This is a genomic window from Winogradskyella sp. ECml5-4, from assembly GCF_036903175.1.
Taxonomy (GTDB): domain Bacteria; phylum Bacteroidota; class Bacteroidia; order Flavobacteriales; family Flavobacteriaceae; genus Winogradskyella; species Winogradskyella damuponensis.
In genome coordinates this window covers 1-20,805 of record NZ_JAYJLF010000017.1, presented here as the reverse complement: position 1 = coordinate 20,805, position 20,805 = coordinate 1, and the positions used below count along the sequence as shown (strand labels likewise).

14 protein-coding genes are annotated in these 20,805 nt (G+C 34.1%); 8 read left to right on the top strand and 6 right to left on the bottom strand.

Going from position 1 to position 20,805, the window contains the following annotated elements:
• Positions 1 to 6 precede the first annotated feature (6 nt).
• The 3 genes from VDP25_RS15120 to alaS form a co-directional block, all read right to left on the bottom strand.
• On the bottom strand, positions 7 to 957 hold the full coding sequence (locus VDP25_RS15120; RefSeq protein ID WP_334471193.1) for a GSCFA domain-containing protein: 951 nt from the start codon (positions 955 to 957) through the stop codon (positions 7 to 9).
• A 50-nt stretch (positions 958 to 1,007) separates the two neighbouring features.
• The gene (locus VDP25_RS15115) at positions 1,008 to 1,385 is read right to left on the bottom strand and encodes a GxxExxY protein (protein WP_334471192.1); all 378 of its coding nucleotides are present in this window, start codon (positions 1,383 to 1,385) and stop codon (positions 1,008 to 1,010) included.
• 212 nt (positions 1,386 to 1,597) lie between these two features.
• A complete protein-coding gene (alaS, locus tag VDP25_RS15110; protein WP_334471191.1) occupies positions 1,598 to 4,213 on the bottom strand; it encodes an alanine--tRNA ligase in 2,616 nt (871 codons plus the stop codon).
• Between the two features lie 220 nt (positions 4,214 to 4,433).
• Between alaS and VDP25_RS15105 the strand changes: the two genes are divergently transcribed.
• The 6 genes from VDP25_RS15105 to VDP25_RS15080 are packed head-to-tail and all read left to right on the top strand — an operon-like array spanning position 4,434 to position 8,198.
• Positions 4,434 to 5,405: a M23 family metallopeptidase gene (locus VDP25_RS15105; protein ID WP_215924690.1), complete on the top strand. Its 972-nt coding sequence runs from the start codon at positions 4,434 to 4,436 to the stop codon at positions 5,403 to 5,405.
• 1 nt (position 5,406) lies between these two features.
• Positions 5,407 to 5,736, top strand: a complete 330-nt coding sequence (locus VDP25_RS15100) for a MerR family transcriptional regulator (RefSeq protein ID WP_215924689.1) — start codon at positions 5,407 to 5,409, stop codon at positions 5,734 to 5,736.
• Positions 5,737 to 5,748: 12 nt separating this feature from the next.
• A complete protein-coding gene (locus tag VDP25_RS15095) occupies positions 5,749 to 6,348 on the top strand; it encodes a LemA family protein (RefSeq protein WP_215924688.1) in 600 nt (199 codons plus the stop codon).
• A gap of 9 nt (positions 6,349 to 6,357) precedes the next feature.
• Entirely contained in the window at positions 6,358 to 6,795 is a 438-nt protein-coding gene (locus VDP25_RS15090; RefSeq protein WP_334471189.1) for a TPM domain-containing protein, read from the top strand.
• Complete coding sequence (locus VDP25_RS15085; RefSeq protein ID WP_334471187.1) at positions 6,795 to 7,628, top strand: TPM domain-containing protein; 834 nt, start codon at positions 6,795 to 6,797, stop codon at positions 7,626 to 7,628. Before VDP25_RS15090 ends, VDP25_RS15085 begins: the two co-directional genes overlap by 1 nt.
• A 60-nt stretch (positions 7,629 to 7,688) precedes the next feature.
• Positions 7,689 to 8,198 carry a TPM domain-containing protein gene (locus tag VDP25_RS15080; protein ID WP_334471185.1) on the top strand — a complete coding sequence of 170 codons (510 nt, stop codon included), beginning with the start codon at positions 7,689 to 7,691 and terminating at the stop codon, positions 8,196 to 8,198.
• Here the strand turns inward: VDP25_RS15080 and VDP25_RS15075 are convergent.
• The 3 genes from VDP25_RS15075 to der form a co-directional block, all read right to left on the bottom strand.
• Positions 8,195 to 10,975, bottom strand: a complete 2,781-nt coding sequence (locus VDP25_RS15075; protein WP_334471183.1) for an outer membrane beta-barrel protein — start codon at positions 10,973 to 10,975, stop codon at positions 8,195 to 8,197. The two genes, VDP25_RS15080 and VDP25_RS15075, sit on opposite strands and share 4 nt — an antisense overlap.
• Before the next feature lie 87 nt (positions 10,976 to 11,062).
• Positions 11,063 to 13,498: a T9SS type B sorting domain-containing protein gene (locus VDP25_RS15070; RefSeq protein WP_334471181.1), complete on the bottom strand. Its 2,436-nt coding sequence runs from the start codon at positions 13,496 to 13,498 to the stop codon at positions 11,063 to 11,065.
• A 16-nt stretch (positions 13,499 to 13,514) separates the two neighbouring features.
• Positions 13,515 to 14,819 (bottom strand): ribosome biogenesis GTPase Der, encoded by a 1,305-nt coding sequence (gene der / locus VDP25_RS15065; RefSeq protein WP_334471179.1) that lies wholly within the window; start codon positions 14,817 to 14,819, stop codon positions 13,515 to 13,517.
• A 355-nt stretch (positions 14,820 to 15,174) separates the two neighbouring features.
• Here der and VDP25_RS15060 point away from each other — a divergent pair, with 355 nt between their 5' ends.
• Both VDP25_RS15060 and VDP25_RS15055 read left to right on the top strand, forming a co-directional pair.
• Positions 15,175 to 17,301, top strand: a complete 2,127-nt coding sequence (locus VDP25_RS15060) for a LysM peptidoglycan-binding domain-containing protein (protein WP_334471177.1) — start codon at positions 15,175 to 15,177, stop codon at positions 17,299 to 17,301.
• 189 nt (positions 17,302 to 17,490) lie between these two features.
• Positions 17,491 to 20,805 (top strand): hypothetical protein (locus tag VDP25_RS15055; protein ID WP_334471175.1); only part of this gene is annotated, 3,315 nt, incomplete at its 3' end.

Sequence of the window (20,805 nt, the reverse complement as noted above, 5' to 3'; positions counted from 1 at the left end):
GATATATTAAAATGAAATATGAGGAAATTCCTTGTGCAAATTCTCAATTTCTAAGTGAAGTTTTGAAAGAAAAGCTTGATGTACTTCAGAATTTGGATTAAAGGGACGATGTGCTTTTTTAGCTTGAATAGCGGCAACAGTTTCTAAAAATTTTAATGCATCATCAGTTAACCAAACTGTTTTAAATTTTTCCCAAATATAATTTATCGCCACCTCATTTGGATGAAGCATATCTGGATTATAGAAACGATAATCTCGTAATTCATCCATCATAATTTCATAAGAAGGAAAATAATAACGTTGCGCTCTAGGTTCTATAACCTGATGGATTGCAGCTAACAAATGTGATTTGCTACGCGTATTTTCAATAAAACCATCTTTAATATGCCTAACGGGAGACACGGTAAAAAGAAATGTAATATTAGGATTAACACTTTTTACCAAGCTAATAATAGCCTCTAGAGATTCCGTTATTTGAGCTACAGAAAGTAGTTCTTTTAAAAATTGTTTTTGGGGAATTTTATGGCAATTGGCTACGATTTTATCAGAAGCAATATGTCTATACACCCAACTTGTTCCTAAAGTAATTATAATATGACTTGCGTTAAGCAAATCATTGTGTGCCTTTTCAATTTGTCTATTTAAAACCTCTAATAACGCAGCACTTGAAGTTGTACTTAACTTTGAATGTGCCTCTAAGCAACACCACTGCTCATTGTGAAACTCTAAATCTTCTTTAGAGTAATAATCCTTATTAATTGCCTTAGTTATGAGGTTTTCAATTGCTAAAGGATGAAATAATATTCCGAAAGGGTTAACTGTAGTTTGAAACTTATAATACTTAAACGTCTCACCTATATTCTCTGAAAAGCATGAGCCAAACAGCATAATCTTAGAGTTGTAATCTAATTGATGATGCTGTTGTGGTTTTAGTGGTATTTTTGTTAGTAGATTCATATTTTTCTCGCAAAGGCGTAGAGTCGCAAAGATTTTTCTGAACGCATAACCTATAAATTGTTAACTATTCTCGTTATACCTGTCTTAATTAATGGACTATTAAAATTAATCAATAAGCCTAACTTTATTCCTGAAAGTTTCAAGTATGTTAATAATTGCTTTGGATGAACAGGATGAATTTCTTGAACGGATTTAACCTCTATAATAACTTTATTCTCAACTATTAAATCGGTTCTATAATTTAAATCTAACTGCTTTCCTCTCCAAGTTACAGGCAAAGGTTTTTGTCGATCAACCTTAAAACCTTCATTTTTTAATTCCTGATATAAAATTTCTTCATAAATAGATTCTAATAAACCTGGACCAAGTTCAACATGAATGTGGTAACAAACATCGACTATAATTCTAGATATATCGTTTTCAGTCATTCTATATACATTTTCTCGCAAAGACACAGAGACGCAAAGATTTACATGAACTCAATATAACTTTTTTTTAATTACGCCGGGCAGTCTTCTCCCATAATACTTTTTGACTTTATATGCTCACGCAAAGTCACTAAGGCGCAAAATCTCACTCCTATCAATAAATACAATTTCTTATTTTTCTTTGCGCCTCTGTGTCTTTGCGAGAAATATTTTTACACTAAATATCCCTTAGCAGCCTCCAGAGCAGCTTCAATGCCCTCAGGATTTTTACCTCCAGCAGTTGCAAAGAACGGCTGACCTCCACCTCCACCTTGAATGTGTTTTCCGAGTTCTCTTACTATTGTTCCTGCGTTTAAGTTTTTACTAGCAACTAATTCCTTAGAAATGTAGCAAGACAAAATTGCCTTACCATCATTTTCAGCACCAAATAACAAGAATAAATTGTCAAATTGACTTCCCAATTCAAAACAGACATCTTTAATTCCTGAAGCATCTAAATCTAATTTCTTAGCTAAAAATTGAATACCATTGATTTCGGTTAATTCGTTTTTTAATTCACCTTTAATATTTTTGGCTTTATCTTTTAATAGTACTTCAATTTGCTTTTTTAAATCATTATTTTCATGTTGAAGATTTTCTAATGCTTTTACAGGTTCTTTAGCATTATTTAGCAAGCCTTTCATTTCAAGGTATGCTGTATTATTCTCAGAAAAATAATCTCTAACGGCTTTATTTGTAATGGCTTCAATGCGTCGTATTCCTGCCGCAACTGCTCCTTCAGACACAATTTTAAAATGCCAAATATCAGACGTGTTTTTCACATGAATTCCGCCACATAATTCCATTGACTTTCCAAAACGAATCGTTCTCACCGTATCTCCATATTTTTCACCAAATAATGCCATAGCTCCTTCTTCAAGAGCTTTTTCCATTGGGATATTACGTTGTTCTTCTAAAGGTAATTTACCTTCAATTCTGGCATTTACAAAATCTTCTATTTCTTGTAGTTGCTCTGGTGTTACTTTTGAAAAATGAGAAAAGTCAAAACGTAATGATTTTGGTTTTACCAAAGATCCTTTTTGCTCTACATGCTCTCCTAAAATAGCTCTTAAAGCCTGATGTAATAAATGTGTTGCTGTATGATTGCTAGACGACAATGCTCTGTGCTCACTACTTACAACAGCTTTAAAGTTTTCGTTTATATGCTTTGGTAAGTTTTTACACAAATGAATAATAACATTATTCTCTTTTTTAGTATCTACTATATAAACCACATCTCCATGCACATCTTGTAACACGCCTTTGTCTCCAACTTGCCCACCTCCTTCAGGATAAAATGGTGTTAAATTGAAAACTAACTGATACATTTCTCCATCTTTTTTTGAGGTTACCTTTCGGTATCTAGCAATTTTTACATTGGCTTCTAAAGCATCATAACCTATAAATTCTTGTACGTCGTCTTCAAATAAAATAGTCCAATCTTCAGTAGATATTTCACTAGCAGATCGTGATCTGTCTTTTTGCTTTTGCAGTTCTTCATTAAACCCTTTTTCGTCTAATTTCAAATCCTTTTCGGATAAAATTAAAGCTGTTAAATCAATAGGAAAACCGTAAGTATCATACAATTCAAAAGCTTTTTCACCAGAAACGGTATCACCTTTTGTTTCTTCAACTATACGATTAAGCAATACTAAACCTTGATCTAATGTTCTTAAAAAAGAGGCTTCTTCTTCTTTAATTACATTTTCAATTAATACTTTTTGTGCACGCAATTCTGGAAATGCATCTCCCATTTTTTTGCTCAGCACATCTACTAAACGATATATAAAAGGTTCCTTTTTATCTAAGAACGTAAATCCATAGCGCACGGCTCTTCGTAAAATTCTACGAATAACATAGCCAGCACCTGTATTGCTTGGTAATTGTCCATCTGCTATAGAAAAGGCAACAGCTCTTACATGGTCTGAAATAACACGAATAGCAACGTCAACCTCTTCATTCTTATTATAGTCTTTATTTGTAATAGCCTCAACCTCTCTAATAATTGGTGTAAAAACATCAGTATCATAATTAGATTGCACACCTTGCAATACCATACATAAACGTTCAAACCCCATTCCTGTATCTATATGCTTATTTGGCAACACCTCTAACTCACCATTTGCTTTTCGGTTGTATTCCATAAAAACCAAATTCCATACTTCAACCACATGTGGATGATCCATGTTTATTAAAGTCTTTCCATCAACCTTTGCTTTTTCTTCAGCAGATCTAATGTCTACGTGAATTTCACTACAAGGTCCACAAGGTCCTTGATCTCCCATTTCCCAGAAATTATCTTTCTTGTTACCCTTTAAAATTCGGTCTTCAGAAATATATTGCTTCCAAATATCGTAAGCTTCTGTATCCATCTCAAGGTTATCATTGTCATCACTACCCTCAAAAACAGTAACATAAAGTATATCTTTATCAATACCATAAACTTCGGTTAGCAACTCCCAAGCCCAAGCAATGGCTTCTTTTTTAAAGTAATCACCAAAACTCCAATTACCCAACATTTCAAACAATGTATGATGATAGGTATCGTAACCAACTTCTTCCAAATCATTATGTTTACCAGAAACACGCAAACATTTTTGAGAATCTGTAATCCTATTTTTCTTCGGTTCAGTATTCCCTAAAAAGTATTCTTTAAAAGGTACCATACCAGCATTCACAAACATTAATGTTGGATCATCCTTTAATACCATTGGTGCAGAAGGAACGACAAGGTGTTGTTTTCCTTCAAAGAAATTTAAAAATTTAGATCGTATATCTTGAGACTTCATATATAAAAATTAGAGCTTGCTTTATTAAATTAGTACAAATGCAAAACATTTTTTTATCTTTACTCACCAATCTTTCAATTTAGATTTTGGTGATCGTGAACCTACAAATTAAAGGCATTAAAATATAATTTAATATTATTTTTGTAGGTTTGAACGTTACGCTAATATAAGATGCTTGCTTTATGCGCTTATTAGCTGCAAAAATAGCATAAATTCAAACATGGCTAAAGTAAAATATTATTATGATTCTGAAACGCTTTCTTACCGTAAAATAAAGCGGAAAAAAGCTACCACTATAAAATACGCTTCAGTATTTTTAACTGCTGCTGCTCTTTTTGGGTTTCTAGCATTTTTTATTGCAAGTCAATATATTGAATCTCCTAAAGAACGACAGTTAGCAAGAGAGTTACAAAACATGGAACTGCAATACGAGTTAATTAACAAACGTATGGACGATGCTATAGCTGCTTTAGAAAATGTAGAAGAGCGCGATAATGCCATTTACAGACTCTATTTTGAAGCCAACCCCATACCTACAGAACAACGTAGAGCAGGATTTGGAGGTATTAACCGTTATAAAAAATATGAAGGTTATAACAATTCGCAATTAATTGCAGAAAGCAATAAGCGAATGGATATTTTAGAAAAAGCAATCGTTGTACAATCCAAGTCTTTAGATGAAATTGCAAAACTGGCAGAAGACAAAGAAAAATTTTTAGAGGCTATACCTGCAATTCAGCCTATAAGTAATGAAAATATGACACGTATGGCTTCTGGATATGGCTATAGAACCGATCCATTTACCAAGGTTAGAAAATTCCATTTTGGCATGGATTTTACAGCACCACGTGGCACTCCTATTTATGCCTCTGGTGACGGAGTTGTAAAACGTGCTGATAATGCCTCTACAGGTTATGGTAACCACATACGAATAGATCATGGCTATGGCTATGTTTCCTTGTATGCGCACTTATACAAGTACAATGTTAAAGTAAATCAACGTGTAAAACGTGGCGATTTAATTGGCTATGTTGGAAGTACAGGGCGTTCTGAAGCACCACATTTACACTATGAAATTTTTAAAGATGGGGAACGTATAAATCCTATCAACTTTTATTATGGTAACTTATCTGCCGAAGAATACGATATACTGCTGAAAAAAGCTTCATTAGAAAACCAATCTCTCGATTAAGATGCATATAGACTTACCAGAAAAACGTTATTACGGTATTGGCGAAGTTGCCAAGGCCTTTAAAGTAAATGCTTCTCTAATTCGCTTTTGGGAAAAAGAATTTGATGTTTTAAAACCGAAAAAAAACGCGAAAGGCAACCGTAAATTTACTCCTGAAGATATTAAAAACCTCAAGTTTATTTACCATTTGGTAAAAGAAAGAGGATTTACTTTAGAAGGGGCAAAAACACATCTTAAAGAAGAAAAGAAACAAGCTTTAGAGAAATTTGAAATTATCGAAAAACTTGAAAGCATAAAAGCACAACTTAACAAAATTAAAACACAACTTTAAAACTAAACTATTATGAAAAAATGGCTAATTCCAGTTATTATTATTGCACTATTAGCGTTTGCAATTTATCAATGGGCTGTAGGATTTAACAATACTGCTGTAGAATATGAAGCTAATGCTAAAACAGCCTGGTCTAATGTTGAAAGTTCTTACCAAAGACGAAATGACCTTATAGGTAACTTAGTTAAAACAGTACAAGGAGCGGCTGATTTTGAAAAATCAACTTTAACAGCTGTAATTGAAGCTAGAGCAAAAGCAACGTCAACAACAATTGATGCAAGCAATTTAACTGCTGATAACATGGCACAATTTCAACAAGCGCAAAGTGGATTAAGCGGAGCATTATCAAAGTTATTAGTGTCTGTAGAGCGTTATCCTGAATTAAAAGCGAATCAAAATTTCTTAGAGCTTCAAAGTCAATTAGAAGGCACTGAAAACCGAATTAATATCGCTAGAGATCGCTACAACGAAAAAGTAAATATTTATGACATACATACTTCAAAATTCCCAGGATCAGTATTAGCTGGTTGGTTTGGATTTGAAGAAATGCCTAGATATAAAGCAGATGCTGGAAGTGAAAATGCACCAGATGTTGATTTCGACTTTAAATAAAATTTAATTATGCCAAATATTGAACAGTTCCTTACTTCTAACGAAGAAGCGGAAATTGTTGAAGCGATTAGAATTGCTGAATGTGATACTTCTGGTGAAATCCGAGTGCATATAGAACAGAAATGTGACAGTGATGTCTACGAGCATGCTTTAGAGGTTTTTCATTTTTTAAAAATGGATAATACTGCCCAACGAAATGGTGTGCTCATCTATGTTGCCGTAGATAATAAATCATTTGTCATTTGCGGAGACCAAGGCATAAACAATATTGTAGGTGCAGATTTTTGGAATTCTACACGTGATAAAATTGCGACTCAATTTAAATCAGGAAACTTTAAGCAAGGTCTAATTGATGGAGTTAGAGAAGCAGGTAAAGCATTGGCGCAACATTTCCCTTGGGATCATAACGATAAAAACGAGCTGGACAATACAATCTCAAAAGGATAATGCAAAACATCAAACACATAGCATTTAAGGTTTTAGTACTACTACTTTTAACTAGTCCACTAATAGGACTAGCACAATATAATATTCCTGAAAAACCTAAATTTCAAACTAGTGTTTACGATGATGATATTAATTTATTATCGGCATCAGAAAAAAGCAATTTAGAACAAAAACTAATACGCTATTCTGACTCTACCTCAACGCAAATTGTTATTGCTATTATTGGTTCAACCAATGGTGAATATATCAATTATTTAGGCGCACAATGGGGTGAAAAATGGGGAATTGGACAAGCAGACAAGGACAATGGTATTTTTATTCTTTTAGCAAGAAACGATCGAAAAATAAACATCAGTACAGGTAAAGGTGTTGAGCATTTACTTACAGATGCTTTAAGTAAGCGTATTATAAATAATGATATTATTCCTTACTTTAAAAAAAATGATTACTACGGCGGATTAAACCGTGCTACTGACGTCATTTTTGAAGTGATGACTGGCGAATATAAAGGCACAAGACAAACAGAAAATGAATTCCCTTTTGAAGTCCTCTTTTTTCTATTCATCATTTTTGTAATATTTATTATAGCAATTTCCAAAAGTCGTGGTGGCGGAAGTGGCGGCAATGGCGGAAACCACTCAGATAGTAGAAGCTTATTAGAAGCCATTATTTTAAGCAATATGGGACGTGGTAGCTATTCTAAAGGTTCATCGTCTGGCGGATTTGGAGGCTTTGGTGGCAGCTCTGGAGGTGGAAGCTTTGGCGGCGGTGGTTTTGGTGGCGGCTTTGGAGGCGGAAGCTTTGGAGGCGGAGGTGCTTCTGGTGGCTGGTAAATTTAGCCACGGTTTTTAGTTGCAGTAATCAATATTTTTTTTCAATTCAAAAATTTATTTATGCGATTCAAATTTGCCTTTCAAATTACACTTGTCTTCTTTTTGTTTTTAAATTGTAAAGAAAAGCAGGCTGATGTTGAAACGATACCATCGTATATCCCATTAAACGCATCTCAAAAACGAGTTGTAGATTTAGCCAATTTATTTTCAAACGTTGAAAGCGACTCTTTAACTTATAAAATCATTGGGTACGAAAAACGCACCACAAATCAAATTGCTATTCTTACCATAGACTCCTTACCTAATACTACAAACATTCAGAAATTTGGAACTGAAGTTGGTCAAAAATGGGGAGTTGGTACAAAAGAAAAGAACAATGGTTTACTCATAACAATTTCTAATTACGATAGAAAAGTTGCCATTTCAACAGGATCTGGTACAGAACAAACCATTTCTGATTACGATTGTAAAGTTATAATTGACAATATTATGATTCCGGAATTTAGAACACGTAATTATTATGATGGAGTCACTAAAGCTCTAGACTCTTTAATTATGCTTTGGGATTAATCAAAATAGATCATATCGCTACCTCTTGTTTCTCCTTTGCTTCCTAAACTATTAAACTTGTAACTTAAGCTTAGCATAAAATACTGCCTTAAAACAGTACTCTGTCTATCTTCAATATAATCTTGAGTGGCTATACGTCTTGCATTAGTGTTTTGATTTAACAAATCGTACACCTTTAATGTTATAATGGCTTTATCTTTAAACATACTATAGGCTAATGTTGAATTCCAAAACCAAGCACTTTTCTGAAAACCATCTGCCACATTAGGATTATAATTAAAGTTCACATCATTTCTCCACTCAAAGTTTTTAGGTAAAAAAGTAGCTGTTCTTACTCCTGCATTATGACTTGTAAATTGTCTATTGTCAAACGCCTCAATATCATAGGCCGTATTAGTATAACTGATCTGGTAATATGGCTTAAACTCTAAAACTTTATCCCATATAAAATCTATACCAAGTCTAGGTGATATCCTATCAGACGTACTTGCGTATTTTACATCATTATTAAAGTTAAGTGTTTTTGAAGAATTATAACTCGCCCTAAACTTTAGTTTAATAGTTCTTAAGGTATCAATCTTAAAATCTTTATTATAATTTGCCCAAGCACCAATATTATAATTACCGTCAACGTTTACATACGTCGTTGTTCGCTTAAGCGTTTCCGGATCTACAATCGTTTTAGATACTACTTGATTATCTGAAATACTCGCATTAATACCCACATAAAACCCTGTACGCTTTTGCCAATCAAATCCATTATAACCAGCATAAAAACTATGTCTATTTGAAGGTTCTAAATTAGGATTACCAATTACTGTTTGTAGCGGATTTGATACATCTTCAAATGCTTGAAGTTGTCTTAATCCTGGAGGTTCATTTTCTAACCAATAATTTATATAAATAGAAGATTTTGGACTAAACGTATAGCTGATATAAGAATTAGCTTCTATATTTTCAAAATCACGTTCGACATTAAATTGCGGTCTTAATAAATCTTCATTTTTCAAGGTTCTCATGTTGTAACCTAAATTAAAACTTGTAGACAATTTTTCACCTCTATACGATAATCCAGCTGATGGAATACTTCTATAATCTGTGTATTGAAAATCCGTACTTAAATCTGTATTAAAATCCGTAAAACTCTGTGTTCCATCATCAAAATCGAAGGTGCTTTCTCTATTTTTATCTTTATCTCTAGCATATTTATATTCTAAATTCAAGAAAAACTTTTTAGTTATTATTGGCAATCTATAGGATAATTCTGTAGAAATACCATAACTATTTTTTTCACCATCCGTAAATTGGTTTCTGTCTATGTTTTCTGGATTACTACCAAAAACTTCTGTATTTGAATCTAAATAATCATCACTATCTTGTTGATTAATACTCGTTTCTAATTCGGCTTTAATAAAAGCACCTTTATTTCCTAGACGCTTAGTCACAGAAATTTGATTCGAAAACCGTCTTACTGCACTCTCTACATTGGAATTCACATTAGATTGATTGGTTAGTAATAAATCTTCATCTAAGGTTTCTTCATAACTACGATATCTCGTTCGCGATGTTGAATAGCCAAACGAAGGTTCTATATTAATCTGAAAAGTAGAATCTGTTTCAATTTCAAATTCCAAATTAAAAGAATGATTATCTGTATCGTTATCAGATTTAGAATTTGAATTGGTAAAAAACCGTGAATCCGATAAAATAGTTTCGCGCTCAGATGACGTTTCATTTTCAGAATTACTTGAGGAGAAAAAATAATCGGCAGACACATCTGTTTTTTCACCTATAATATCGGCATAATTAACCCCTGCATTTTGCGATGTTGTAATCCCTTCTCCTCCGCCAAAAGATCGACCACCTAACGTAAAAGAACCATTACTACTAAACGAAACTCCGCCTCCACGACCAAACATTTTAGAAATCTCGCCAAAGCTAAAACCTGGTGTATTAGTATTATTACCTCCTGCAAGCACACTTATACGCCTATCATTATCAAACAAGTTTATCATTCCGGCAAACTCATAACGTTCATCAGTCCCTACTCCTGCAGAGACACGTCCAAAAACTCCTTTATTGTTTTCTTCTTTAATGGTAAGATTTATGGTTTTATTTTCTTTATCGCCTTCCTCTCCCGTAAAGGCTTCCGATTTTGTTTTTGTATCTACAACCTGAATTTTTTCAATTATATCCTTCGTTAAATTCTTGGTGGTAATAGTTGGATCATCACCAAAAAAGGGCTTGCCATTCACCAAAATTTTATTGACACTTTTACCATTAACTGTAATGTTACCTTCTTCATCAACTTCTACTCCTGGTAATTGCTTTAATAAATCTTCAACGTTGGCGTCTTTTTTTGTTTTAAACGATTTTACATTAAACTCTAAGGTGTCTTTTTTAATCGTTATCGGAGCTGTAGATTTCACTAAAACTTCACCTAATTGATTATCTAAAGGCATTACTATAGTACCTAAATCTATCTTGTCTTTATCTATTACGATTTCCTTAAAATACGTTTTGTAACCTACATAAGACACGTAGAAATTTAAACTTTTATCGTAGGTTGAATTTTCAATTTTAAATTTCCCATTTTTATCTGTAATTGTATAAGTCACTACCGAACTGTCTTTTACACGTTCTAAATAAACTGTTGCAGATTCTAAAGGCAACTCTGTATCTTCTGCTTTTAGTGTTCCTGTAATTTCGAATGATTTTTCTTGAGAAAATGATTGTAGTGCAAGTAAAATTGCAAAAACTAAACTTAGTTTTTTCATGTGATTGATTGGTTGATTGATGGTTAGCCGATTTAAAAACGCAAGAAAGTTAGAAATCGTATGAAATTTCTTAAAATTTTGATAAAATTACCGTTTTAGCGTCAAATGACCTTTAATAATTCTGCCATCTGCAAACTCTGCCACAAACCAATAATCATCCGTAGGTAATAATTTTCCATTATAAGTCCCCTCCCATTTTGGTTGATTTCTATTTAATGTCCCAACTCGTTTCCCATACCGATTAAAAATATCTACGCGAGCCATAATTTCAAATTCTGAAGAGAATCCTTTAATCTGCCAAGTATCATTTACAGTATCTCCATTTGGTGTAAAGAATTTTGGAAATCCTAAAACAGAAATATCTGTTGATACAATTCCGCAATTGGCTTTAAGGTCTTTAACATATACAGTATGAATTCCTGAGGCCACATTTTCAAAACTATTAGAATCTTGATATGGGCCATTTTCACTATCTAGAGCATACATATAATCCCCATCTCCTGAAACACTAACAGAAACAATATTGTTCTCTGACAAATCGGTAACATCAATAGTTTCAAAAGTTGCAGTATTTGAAGGCAAAACCGTAATGGTTCTAGTATTTGAACAGCCAAAAGGCTTGGTAACTTCTACAGTGTAATTTCCAGGCTCATTAATCGCAATGTTAATCGTTGTTTCTCCTGTAGACCAATTGTAATAGTAGTTATTAGGAATATCAACAACACCAGCAGTCAGTGAAATAGTATCCGGAAATGTATTTGTACAATAAAACACCGTCTCATCTTCAAGAAGACTTGGCAAACGCTCTACACTTAAGTTGACTTCCGCAATACTATAACAACTACCATTTTGTTCTAATCTTGCAAAAATCGTTTGGTCATATGCTTGTGTATTGGTATAGTTCGTTGTTAGTTGATTCGCTTGAAGCAAGGCATCGTTATGAGTTGCGTAGTAACCTAAAATTGTAATATCAGCACTCTCTGTATTCAAAATTTGACTTTCGGCCAATGATAAATCAAAGCTCACCAAACCTGTCTCATCTAGATTACCGCAAACTGATATTGCAGCACTATTTACGGCATTTGTATTTACAGACAAAAGCAGCTCTGCAATAGCTACACAACCTGTTAAGGTATTAGTAACTTGAGCATACACTGTCTGATTATTATATAGATTGGTATAATCGTCAGTATTTATTGGAATGGACAAGGCCATGGTTTCAAAAAAATGAACTTCAAGATTATCTAAACTACCATTAACTATGACATCACGATATTCATTAAGATTAAAATTAGAAATCCCATCCATTATAGCATCTTCACATTGGCTAATAGTCATATTATTAACACTTGGTGTCTCACTAATAGTTACCGTTAAAGGATATCTTTCTACATTGGTTAGACAAGCATTTACAACAGGTAATAACCAATAGGTTGTTGTCGTTGTTATATTAACATCATAACTTAATCCTGTATGAATTGGAGTGGTAGAAGTTGAAGTTTCAAACCACAACACATCAATGGTTGATGCCTCAGCCATTAAAGTAAAAGTATTGGCAGCACAAACTATAATATCATTATCTAAAACTCTAGGCATTATAAGCGTTGTGCTTGCAGATAAATTAATTTCTGGTTCATTGGGCATCCCTCCGTATTCAACTATATAACCTTGAGGATGGTAAGGCCCATCACTATTTAAGTCTCCTGTATTTGCTAAATCATTCCAAGCTCCTAGAATACCAATAGACGGATCAGTGATATGGGCATAATCTTCATCACCTGCATTATTAGGTTCATTAGTGTTCCAAAATGAAAAGGCTTCATTAGGCGCACTTCCATTAACATTACCTTGCCAAAATACGGTACCTGCCTCTGGTCCTGTCACCCATTTCCAGACACCTTCAGTTTCGGCATCAGATCCTCCAATCCACCCCGTTCCTGCACTTTGCTCACCAGCCAATTGCGACTCTTCCTGAGATGTTAATGTGGCCAAATAACCTTGTAATCCAAAATAAGTTTGTTGTGCTGCTGCATCTCTTGCTTCCGTCCAAGTAACACCAGAATCCGCAACATAAAAATAATAGTGCCCTGTACTGGGTAAATAATTCGCATCTCCTAAGTTGATTGAAAACTGTCGGTCTTGAGTAAATACAACTTGAGTGGTTTGAAAAACCACATTTTCAATAGCATTATTAAACTCATCAAAAGTAGCTGGTCCGGTTAATGTTAAAAGTCCTTCTGTAGCATTCCAACTTGATGTAATACTAGGATTGCTTCCCATAAGTTCTAAAGTATCTTGACCGTTTTGATACCCTTCTGCTATCTGTATAAAAATTTCAGATAACGTCGTATCTTCTGGATCAGGATCGGTAATGGAAGCAGAAGTCACTATTGAGACTTGTGACTGAGGACAATATACTTGTCCGCCCGAAACAATTATTTCAGGCGGAAGGTTTTGTGAAAATCCATAAAAATGACAAATCCAAAAGCATAAGAGCAAAATGAAGCTTTTAATTTTTTTCATAAAAAAATTAAAGCTATTATTTTTTTCTCATATAAACACTTACTGGAACACCATTAAAATCGAACTGTTCTCTTAATTTATTTTCTAAAAATCGTCTATACGGATCCTTAACGTATTGCGGTAAATTACAGAAAAATGCAAATTGAGGTTGCGGAGTTGGCAACTGCATAATGTACTTTATTTTAACAAACTTACCTTTGTATGCTGGAGGTGGCTGATGCTCTATTATTGGCAACAACGCTTCGTTAAGTACACTTGTTTTAATACGTTTAGTTCTATTTTTATAAACCTCAACCGCAGTTTCTATAGCCTTAAAAATACGTTGCTTGTTTAATACCGAAATAAAAACGATTGGTACATCTGTAAACGGGGCAATTTCTTTTCTAATATGCTGCTCAAACTCTTTTGCTGTTTTAGTATTTTTCTCTACTAAATCCCATTTATTAACAAGAATAACAATACCTTTTCTATTGCGTTCTGCTAACCAAAAAATATTTTGAACTTGACCATCAAATCCACGCGTTGCATCTAAAACAACTAAACAAACATCACAATGCTCTATTGCTCTTACGCTTCGCATAACAGAATAAAACTCTAAATCTTCTTTTACTTTAGATTTACGACGTATACCTGCCGTATCAACCAAATTAAATTCAAATCCAAAACGATTGTATTTTGTATCTATCGAATCTCGTGTCGTCCCTGCAATATCAGTAACAATATAACGCTCCTCACCAATTAATGCATTAATGAATGACGATTTACCAGCATTTGGCCTTCCTACCACAGCAAAGCGCGGCAATTCATCTTCTTCTACCTCTTCTTTTTCTGGTAACGCTTCAACTACAGCATCTAATAAATCTCCTGTTCCACTGCCATTAATACTTGCGATAGCAAAATATTCACCTAAACCAAGTGAATAAAATTCAACAGCATCTTCTAAACGCTTATTATTATCAACCTTATTAACAACTAAAAAAACAGGTTTCTTAACTTTTCTTAATAATTGAGCTACATCTTCATCCATGCCAGTAACACCAGATTCAACATCAACCATAAAAATAATGGCATCTGCTTCCTCTATAGCTAATTCTACTTGCTTATCTATTTCGGCTTCAAAAACGTCATCACTTCCAACGACATATCCACCTGTATCAATCAAAGAAAATTCTTTACCATTCCAATCTGTTTTACCGTAATGACGATCTCTTGTTACACCACTTACAGCATCAACAATTGCTTCACGTCTTTTTATTAAACGATTAAAAAACGTCGACTTACCTACATTTGGACGACCTACTACAGCGACTATATTGCTCATTGTTTTTTATTTAAGGCTACAAAGATACTATATACTTACTAGTTATGACTTACGATTATAGACTTTTCGTTCATTAATATTAAAACTATTTGATCTTAAAAATAACCTAAAAAATTAAACAAAAAAATATTGTTAACATCCTGTTGATAACAAGTATTTATTTAAGACATTAAACGTAATTTTTTAGTAATTTTATTGCGCGTGTTGAGAAGTAATTTTCACACAAAAAATAACGAACAAAATTTTTCAAGAAACAGCCCTTTTCTTGCACACCTATTGTTGGTTTAACACAAAATATAATGTATTTGAAAACCTGTATCAATTACGACATATTCTAATTAAATTTCTAAAAAGAATGGGGAGATATTTTACGCTTATCTTAGTTTTATTTTTAAGCTTTGAATTTGCAATGGCTCAAGAAAAACACATTGAACATGCTATTCAAAAGGGTGAAAGTGTTTATATGATTTCTAGAAAATATGGAGTTAGTATCAATGCTATTTTTGAACTTAATCCTGGTTCTAAAGATGTTATTTATGCAGGCAATACTTTAAAAATCCCTAATTCTAACGATACAACTGTTTCTTCTACAAGTAACACAATCATTAACGACACACAAATTAGCAATTACGAAGTAAAACGCGGAGAAACAAAATCTGGTCTTTCGAGACGTTTTGGTGTTAGCATTGCGATGTTAGAACAGCAAAACCCTCATATTGTAAGAATGCTTCAAGCTGGTCATATCATTAATTTAGATAAATCTATTAAAGAAGAAGAACGTGTTGCTGCAGAAGGAGAACATATTGTAGTTAAAGGTGAAACATTATGGGGAATTGCTAGAGAAAACGGAATAAGTGTGGCTCAATTAGAAGCTGCAAACTCTGGTCGTTTATCTGAATTTTTACAGATAGGACAAACGTTAATCATTCCTGATAAGAATTCTGAAATCATCATCGATGGCGAATATTTAGTAAAACCAGGAGATACAAAATTTCAATTAGCAAAGCGTTTTAATATGACTATTGCAGAACTTGAAAATAAAAATCCGCATATTATAGATATGTTAATGGCTGGCCATAGACTGAATATTAACAATACTGTTTCTAACACCCAAGAAGAAATAGCTAACAATACCGAAGGCACTGCTACAGAAATAGAAGCTACAATTTCAGAAGACGGCTATAAAGACTACATTATACAACCTAAAGAAACCCTTTACGGCTTAGCAAAAAAAGCAGGCATGACAATTGATGCTTTTACAACTTTAAACCCTAAATTACTTACTTCTGTAAATACTGGTGATATCATAAAAATGCCTGTAAATGTTGTGCAAAACGCAACAATTACAACTCCTCAAAATACAACAGTTACAGCTCCCCAAAATTCAGCAGAAGCAGTAGCAATTAATAAAAACGAAGCTTTATTAGACAACTTAGTTACAGAAACTGCAAGTGGTATTTATTTTTATACTCCTTTTTCTAGTGAAGAATTGAGTTCACCAGAACTAAGAGATAAATTGATTAACCTAAATGCTGATCTTCAAAAATATATAGATTTTTTCCAAGGTGCACAGATCGCTATAGATTCTGCAAAAACTTTAAATCTAAATTTTGATGTCACATTAATTAAAAAGAACATTGCAAAATCTCAATTAACAATTGAAAGTCCACATAAAAAAAATGCAATGTTAGTGCCATTTTTAGACAATTCTTCAAATTATCCTAGTATTAATTCTAATGAAAATATGTCTATTATTGACATAGAATCTAACATCAGCCCTAAAGACAGTATTAAAGTCTATCAGTCAATTCCTTCTGAAGATTTACAAAAAACAAAAACATTAAACTACCTCGCAAAACAGAATGCTCATGTCGTTGTTGTTAGTGATCTTGATGAGGCTAGAAATAAAGATGTAATCTTAACTACGATTCCTGATGCTAAATTCTTAAAAGTTGACAAAGCAGGTTTTTTTGAATCTAATGCATTAGAAAACACACTAAGCAAGACCAAACTCAATTATATAGTCTTAGATAGTGAAAAAACTATTGTTTTCATTAACTCTACAACAGCATTAATGAGCAAACTATCTGACTACAATATTCAAATTGTAATGCTTAAATCTTCATTATTACCTAATCAAAATGAAGTTTCCGATATGAGATATCGCGTTTTAAAACTCATATTTCCAACAGTTACAGATCCTAGAAACAAAAAAGGTGTCAATGAATTCAGAAGCAATTACGAGGATGTCTTTGGATCACAACCATCAAGAGAATCAGAACTAGGCTTTGATGTTACTCTAGATATATTACTGAGACTTTCTCAAAGTGCTTCTTTTGAAGATACTGTAAGTACTATCGTTTCTGAACACCCACACTTTAAATTCGATTATCAAAAAACAACAGATAATAGCTATTCTAATTCTGGTGGTATTCGCATAATGCAATACCTCTCTGATGAAGGCATAACTGAACTTGAATAATGTATTTGATTAAATAAATAAAAAAACTATAAAACTGTTATATTTTAATTTTGTTAAGTAGGTGCTATTTACATATATTTGTTTCCCCCTTAATCTTACAAATTAGCAAGACAACGATTATATTTTGAACTTGCTGTTCTTAATCCATGGCATCGATTTCAACAAAAGTAATTATTCTAAATTTTTTTAATGAAAGCCAAGCAGCAAAGTCTTAAGTGTTATTATATATATGTAACATTTCTATTAATATCAATTACCTCTGGATTAACTTATGTTAATGCACAATGTCCAACAGTAACAAATAGTTCACAAGTTTTATGTGACGTTCAATCTCTATTGGTCGGAGATTTACAAGCCATAGACAATGGTGGTGGTGTTGTTTGGTACGAAACCGCTGACTCAACCATTCCATTATCAAATACTGAAAGTCTAATAAATGGTGAGGATTATTATGCAGATGATAGCACAGGCTCATGTGGATCAAGAGCTCGTGTAGATATCACTATATACGGACCACCTGTAGGTAATAATTTCCAAGGAGTTTGTATAGACGATCCTACAATGGCTACCGTTAGTAGCTTAATCGCCACTGGTAATGATGTTCAATGGTATTTAACACCTTCTGGTGGTTTACCTTTAGATGGCTCAACCATACTAATTGATGATACATTGTATTATGCAGATCAAGCAAGCCCTGACGGAAGCTGTAGAACATCTAGGCTAACAGTTTTGGTTAAGGTTGGCTCTACTTCCATGCCTGCAGGAGATATGATTCAAGAATTTTGTGTTTCACCAACCTCTACTCCAACTGTAGGGGATTTAGTCGCGAGTGGCAACAATAATTGGTACATATCAATATTTTCAGCTTTACCATTACCTTTAAATACTCCATTATTAAATGGACAAACATATTATGGAACAACAATAGATCCGCCATGTGAAAGTGCAGGTAGGTTAGCTGTTACTACAATTTTAGTTACAGGTCCTGATCCTGGCGAGGATGGTATTTTAGAAATTTGTGATAATGATTTAAATTCTACATTCGACTTATTTTCATCATTACAAGGCTCTCCTGATATTGGAGGTACTTGGACACCAACTTTAAATAGCGGATCAGGTATTTTCGACCCTAACGTTGATCCTGTTGGTGAGTATACTTATACTGTTAGCTCCAATAATAGCTGCCCTAATGAATCTGCTACAGTTACAGTTTCTATAACTCCTGAACCAAATGCAGGTACAAATGGAACAATAGATTTATGTAGTAATGATGCTCCTATTGATTTATTTTCTATAATAGGTGGCACACCTGAAGTTGGAGGTATTTGGTCGCCTGCACTGACAAGTGGAACAGGTGTTTTTGATCCAGCGACAGACTCAGATGGCTTATACACCTATACCGTAAGTGGAACAGGTCCATGTGCTGATGCAACAGCAACAGTGAATGTTTCAGTAACACCCTATAAAAATGCCGGTGAAAATGGAACTATTGACATTTGTGATAATATTGGTACTATAGATTTATTTGATAGCCTTGGTGGCACTCCTGACCTCGGCGGAGTTTGGACTCCTGCATTAAATAGCGGAACAAGCATTTTTGATCCATTAATTGATACTGCAGGTATTTATACCTATTCTTTTACAGGAAACGATCCTTGTCCAAACGAATCGGCAACAATTACGGTATCTGTAGTTCCATTACCAATTGCAGGTAGCAATGCTACACTCACAATTTGCAGTAATGATTTAGCAACAGTAGATTTATTTGATAGTCTTGGAGGTACTCCTCAAGTTGGAGGAACTTGGTCGCCTGCACTTGCTAGTAACACTGGTGTTTTTAATCCTTCAGTAGATACTCCAGGTGTTTATACCTATACCTTGGCCGGTACACCGCCTTGTACAGATGTTACTGCTGAAGTTAATGTTATAATTATTCAAGAGCCAGATGCCGGTGAAAATGCTACAATAAATCTTTGTAGTAACAATGGAATAATTGACTTGTTCGATACTCTTGAAGGTACTCCTGAAATTGGCGGTACATGGACACCTTCACTTTCTAGCGGAACAGGCCTTTTTGACCCTTTAGTTGATCCTATTGGCACATACACATATACAGTTACAGGAACAGACCCTTGTGCTGATGCAACTGCAACAGTAACAATTTCAATAACTCCATTTCAAAATGCAGGCTTAGATGGCTCCATAAACCTTTGTAGTAATGGAGGTACAGTTGACCTTTTCGATAGTTTAGGCGGTAGCCCTGAAGTTGGAGGCGTTTGGACTCCAACACTTAATAGCGGAACTGGGGTTTTTGACCCAACAATAGATGTCGCTGGTACCTATACATATACAACTTCTAGCACAGGACCTTGCTCAGATGACACTGCTACAGTTGAAGTTTCTATAGAAACAGCTCCAGATGCTGGTATAGACACTACAATAAATATTTGTAGCAATGATGGAACTATTAATTTATTTGACAACTTAGGAGGAACACCAGATGTAGGTGGAACTTGGTCTCCTGCCCTAGCTAGTGGAACAAATATCTTTGATCCTTTGGTTGATGCAGTAGGTGATTATATGTACACAGTCCCTGGAACAGGCCCTTGCGCAGATGCTACTGCTACAGTTTTAATAACTGTTGTACCTTTTCAAAATGCAGGTATAGACGGTTCTGTTACGGCTTGTACCAATGATGGCACTATTGATCTTTTTGATAGTCTAGGAGGTTCTCCAGATACTGGAGGAGTTTGGACTCCATCACTTAATAGTGGAACAGGAATTTTTGACCCTTTAATTGACTCTGCAGGTATATACACCTATACAACGCCTAGTTCAGGGCCTTGTTCTGGCGATGATGCTATTGTTGAAGTATCAATTGAAATATCTCCAGACGCTGGAGAGGATAATTCCTTAAACATATGTAGCCTAGCAAATTCAGTAGATTTATTTAATAATCTTTCTGGCACACCACAATCAGGTGGTACATGGTCTCCAACACTAACAAGTGGAACTGGAGTTTTTGACCCTAATACTGATCCTGAAGGTATATACACCTACACTATAAGTTCACCTGCATGCGGCAACAGTTCTGCTTCTATTACCGTTTCGGTTACAGATGCTAATAATGCAGGAAATGATAGCATTGTAGAACTTTGTTTTAATAATAGTCCTGTAAATTTATTTGATAGCTTAGGAGGAACACCTGATGCAGGAGGAACATGGACACCTGCCTTAGCAAGTGGCACTGGCGTGTTTGATCCTATGGTAGATGCTGCCGACATATACACATACACCGTTTCCAATAGCACTAATTTATGTCCTGATGACTCAGCTACAATAACGGTTACTGTTTTACAAATACCTGATGCAGGAAATAACGGAACACTTAATTTATGTGATTCAACAAATACGGTTAATTTATTTGATAGTCTTTCTGGCACACCTGAAACTGGTGGTACTTGGTCCCCTGCACTAACTAGCGGAACTGGAATATTTGACCCT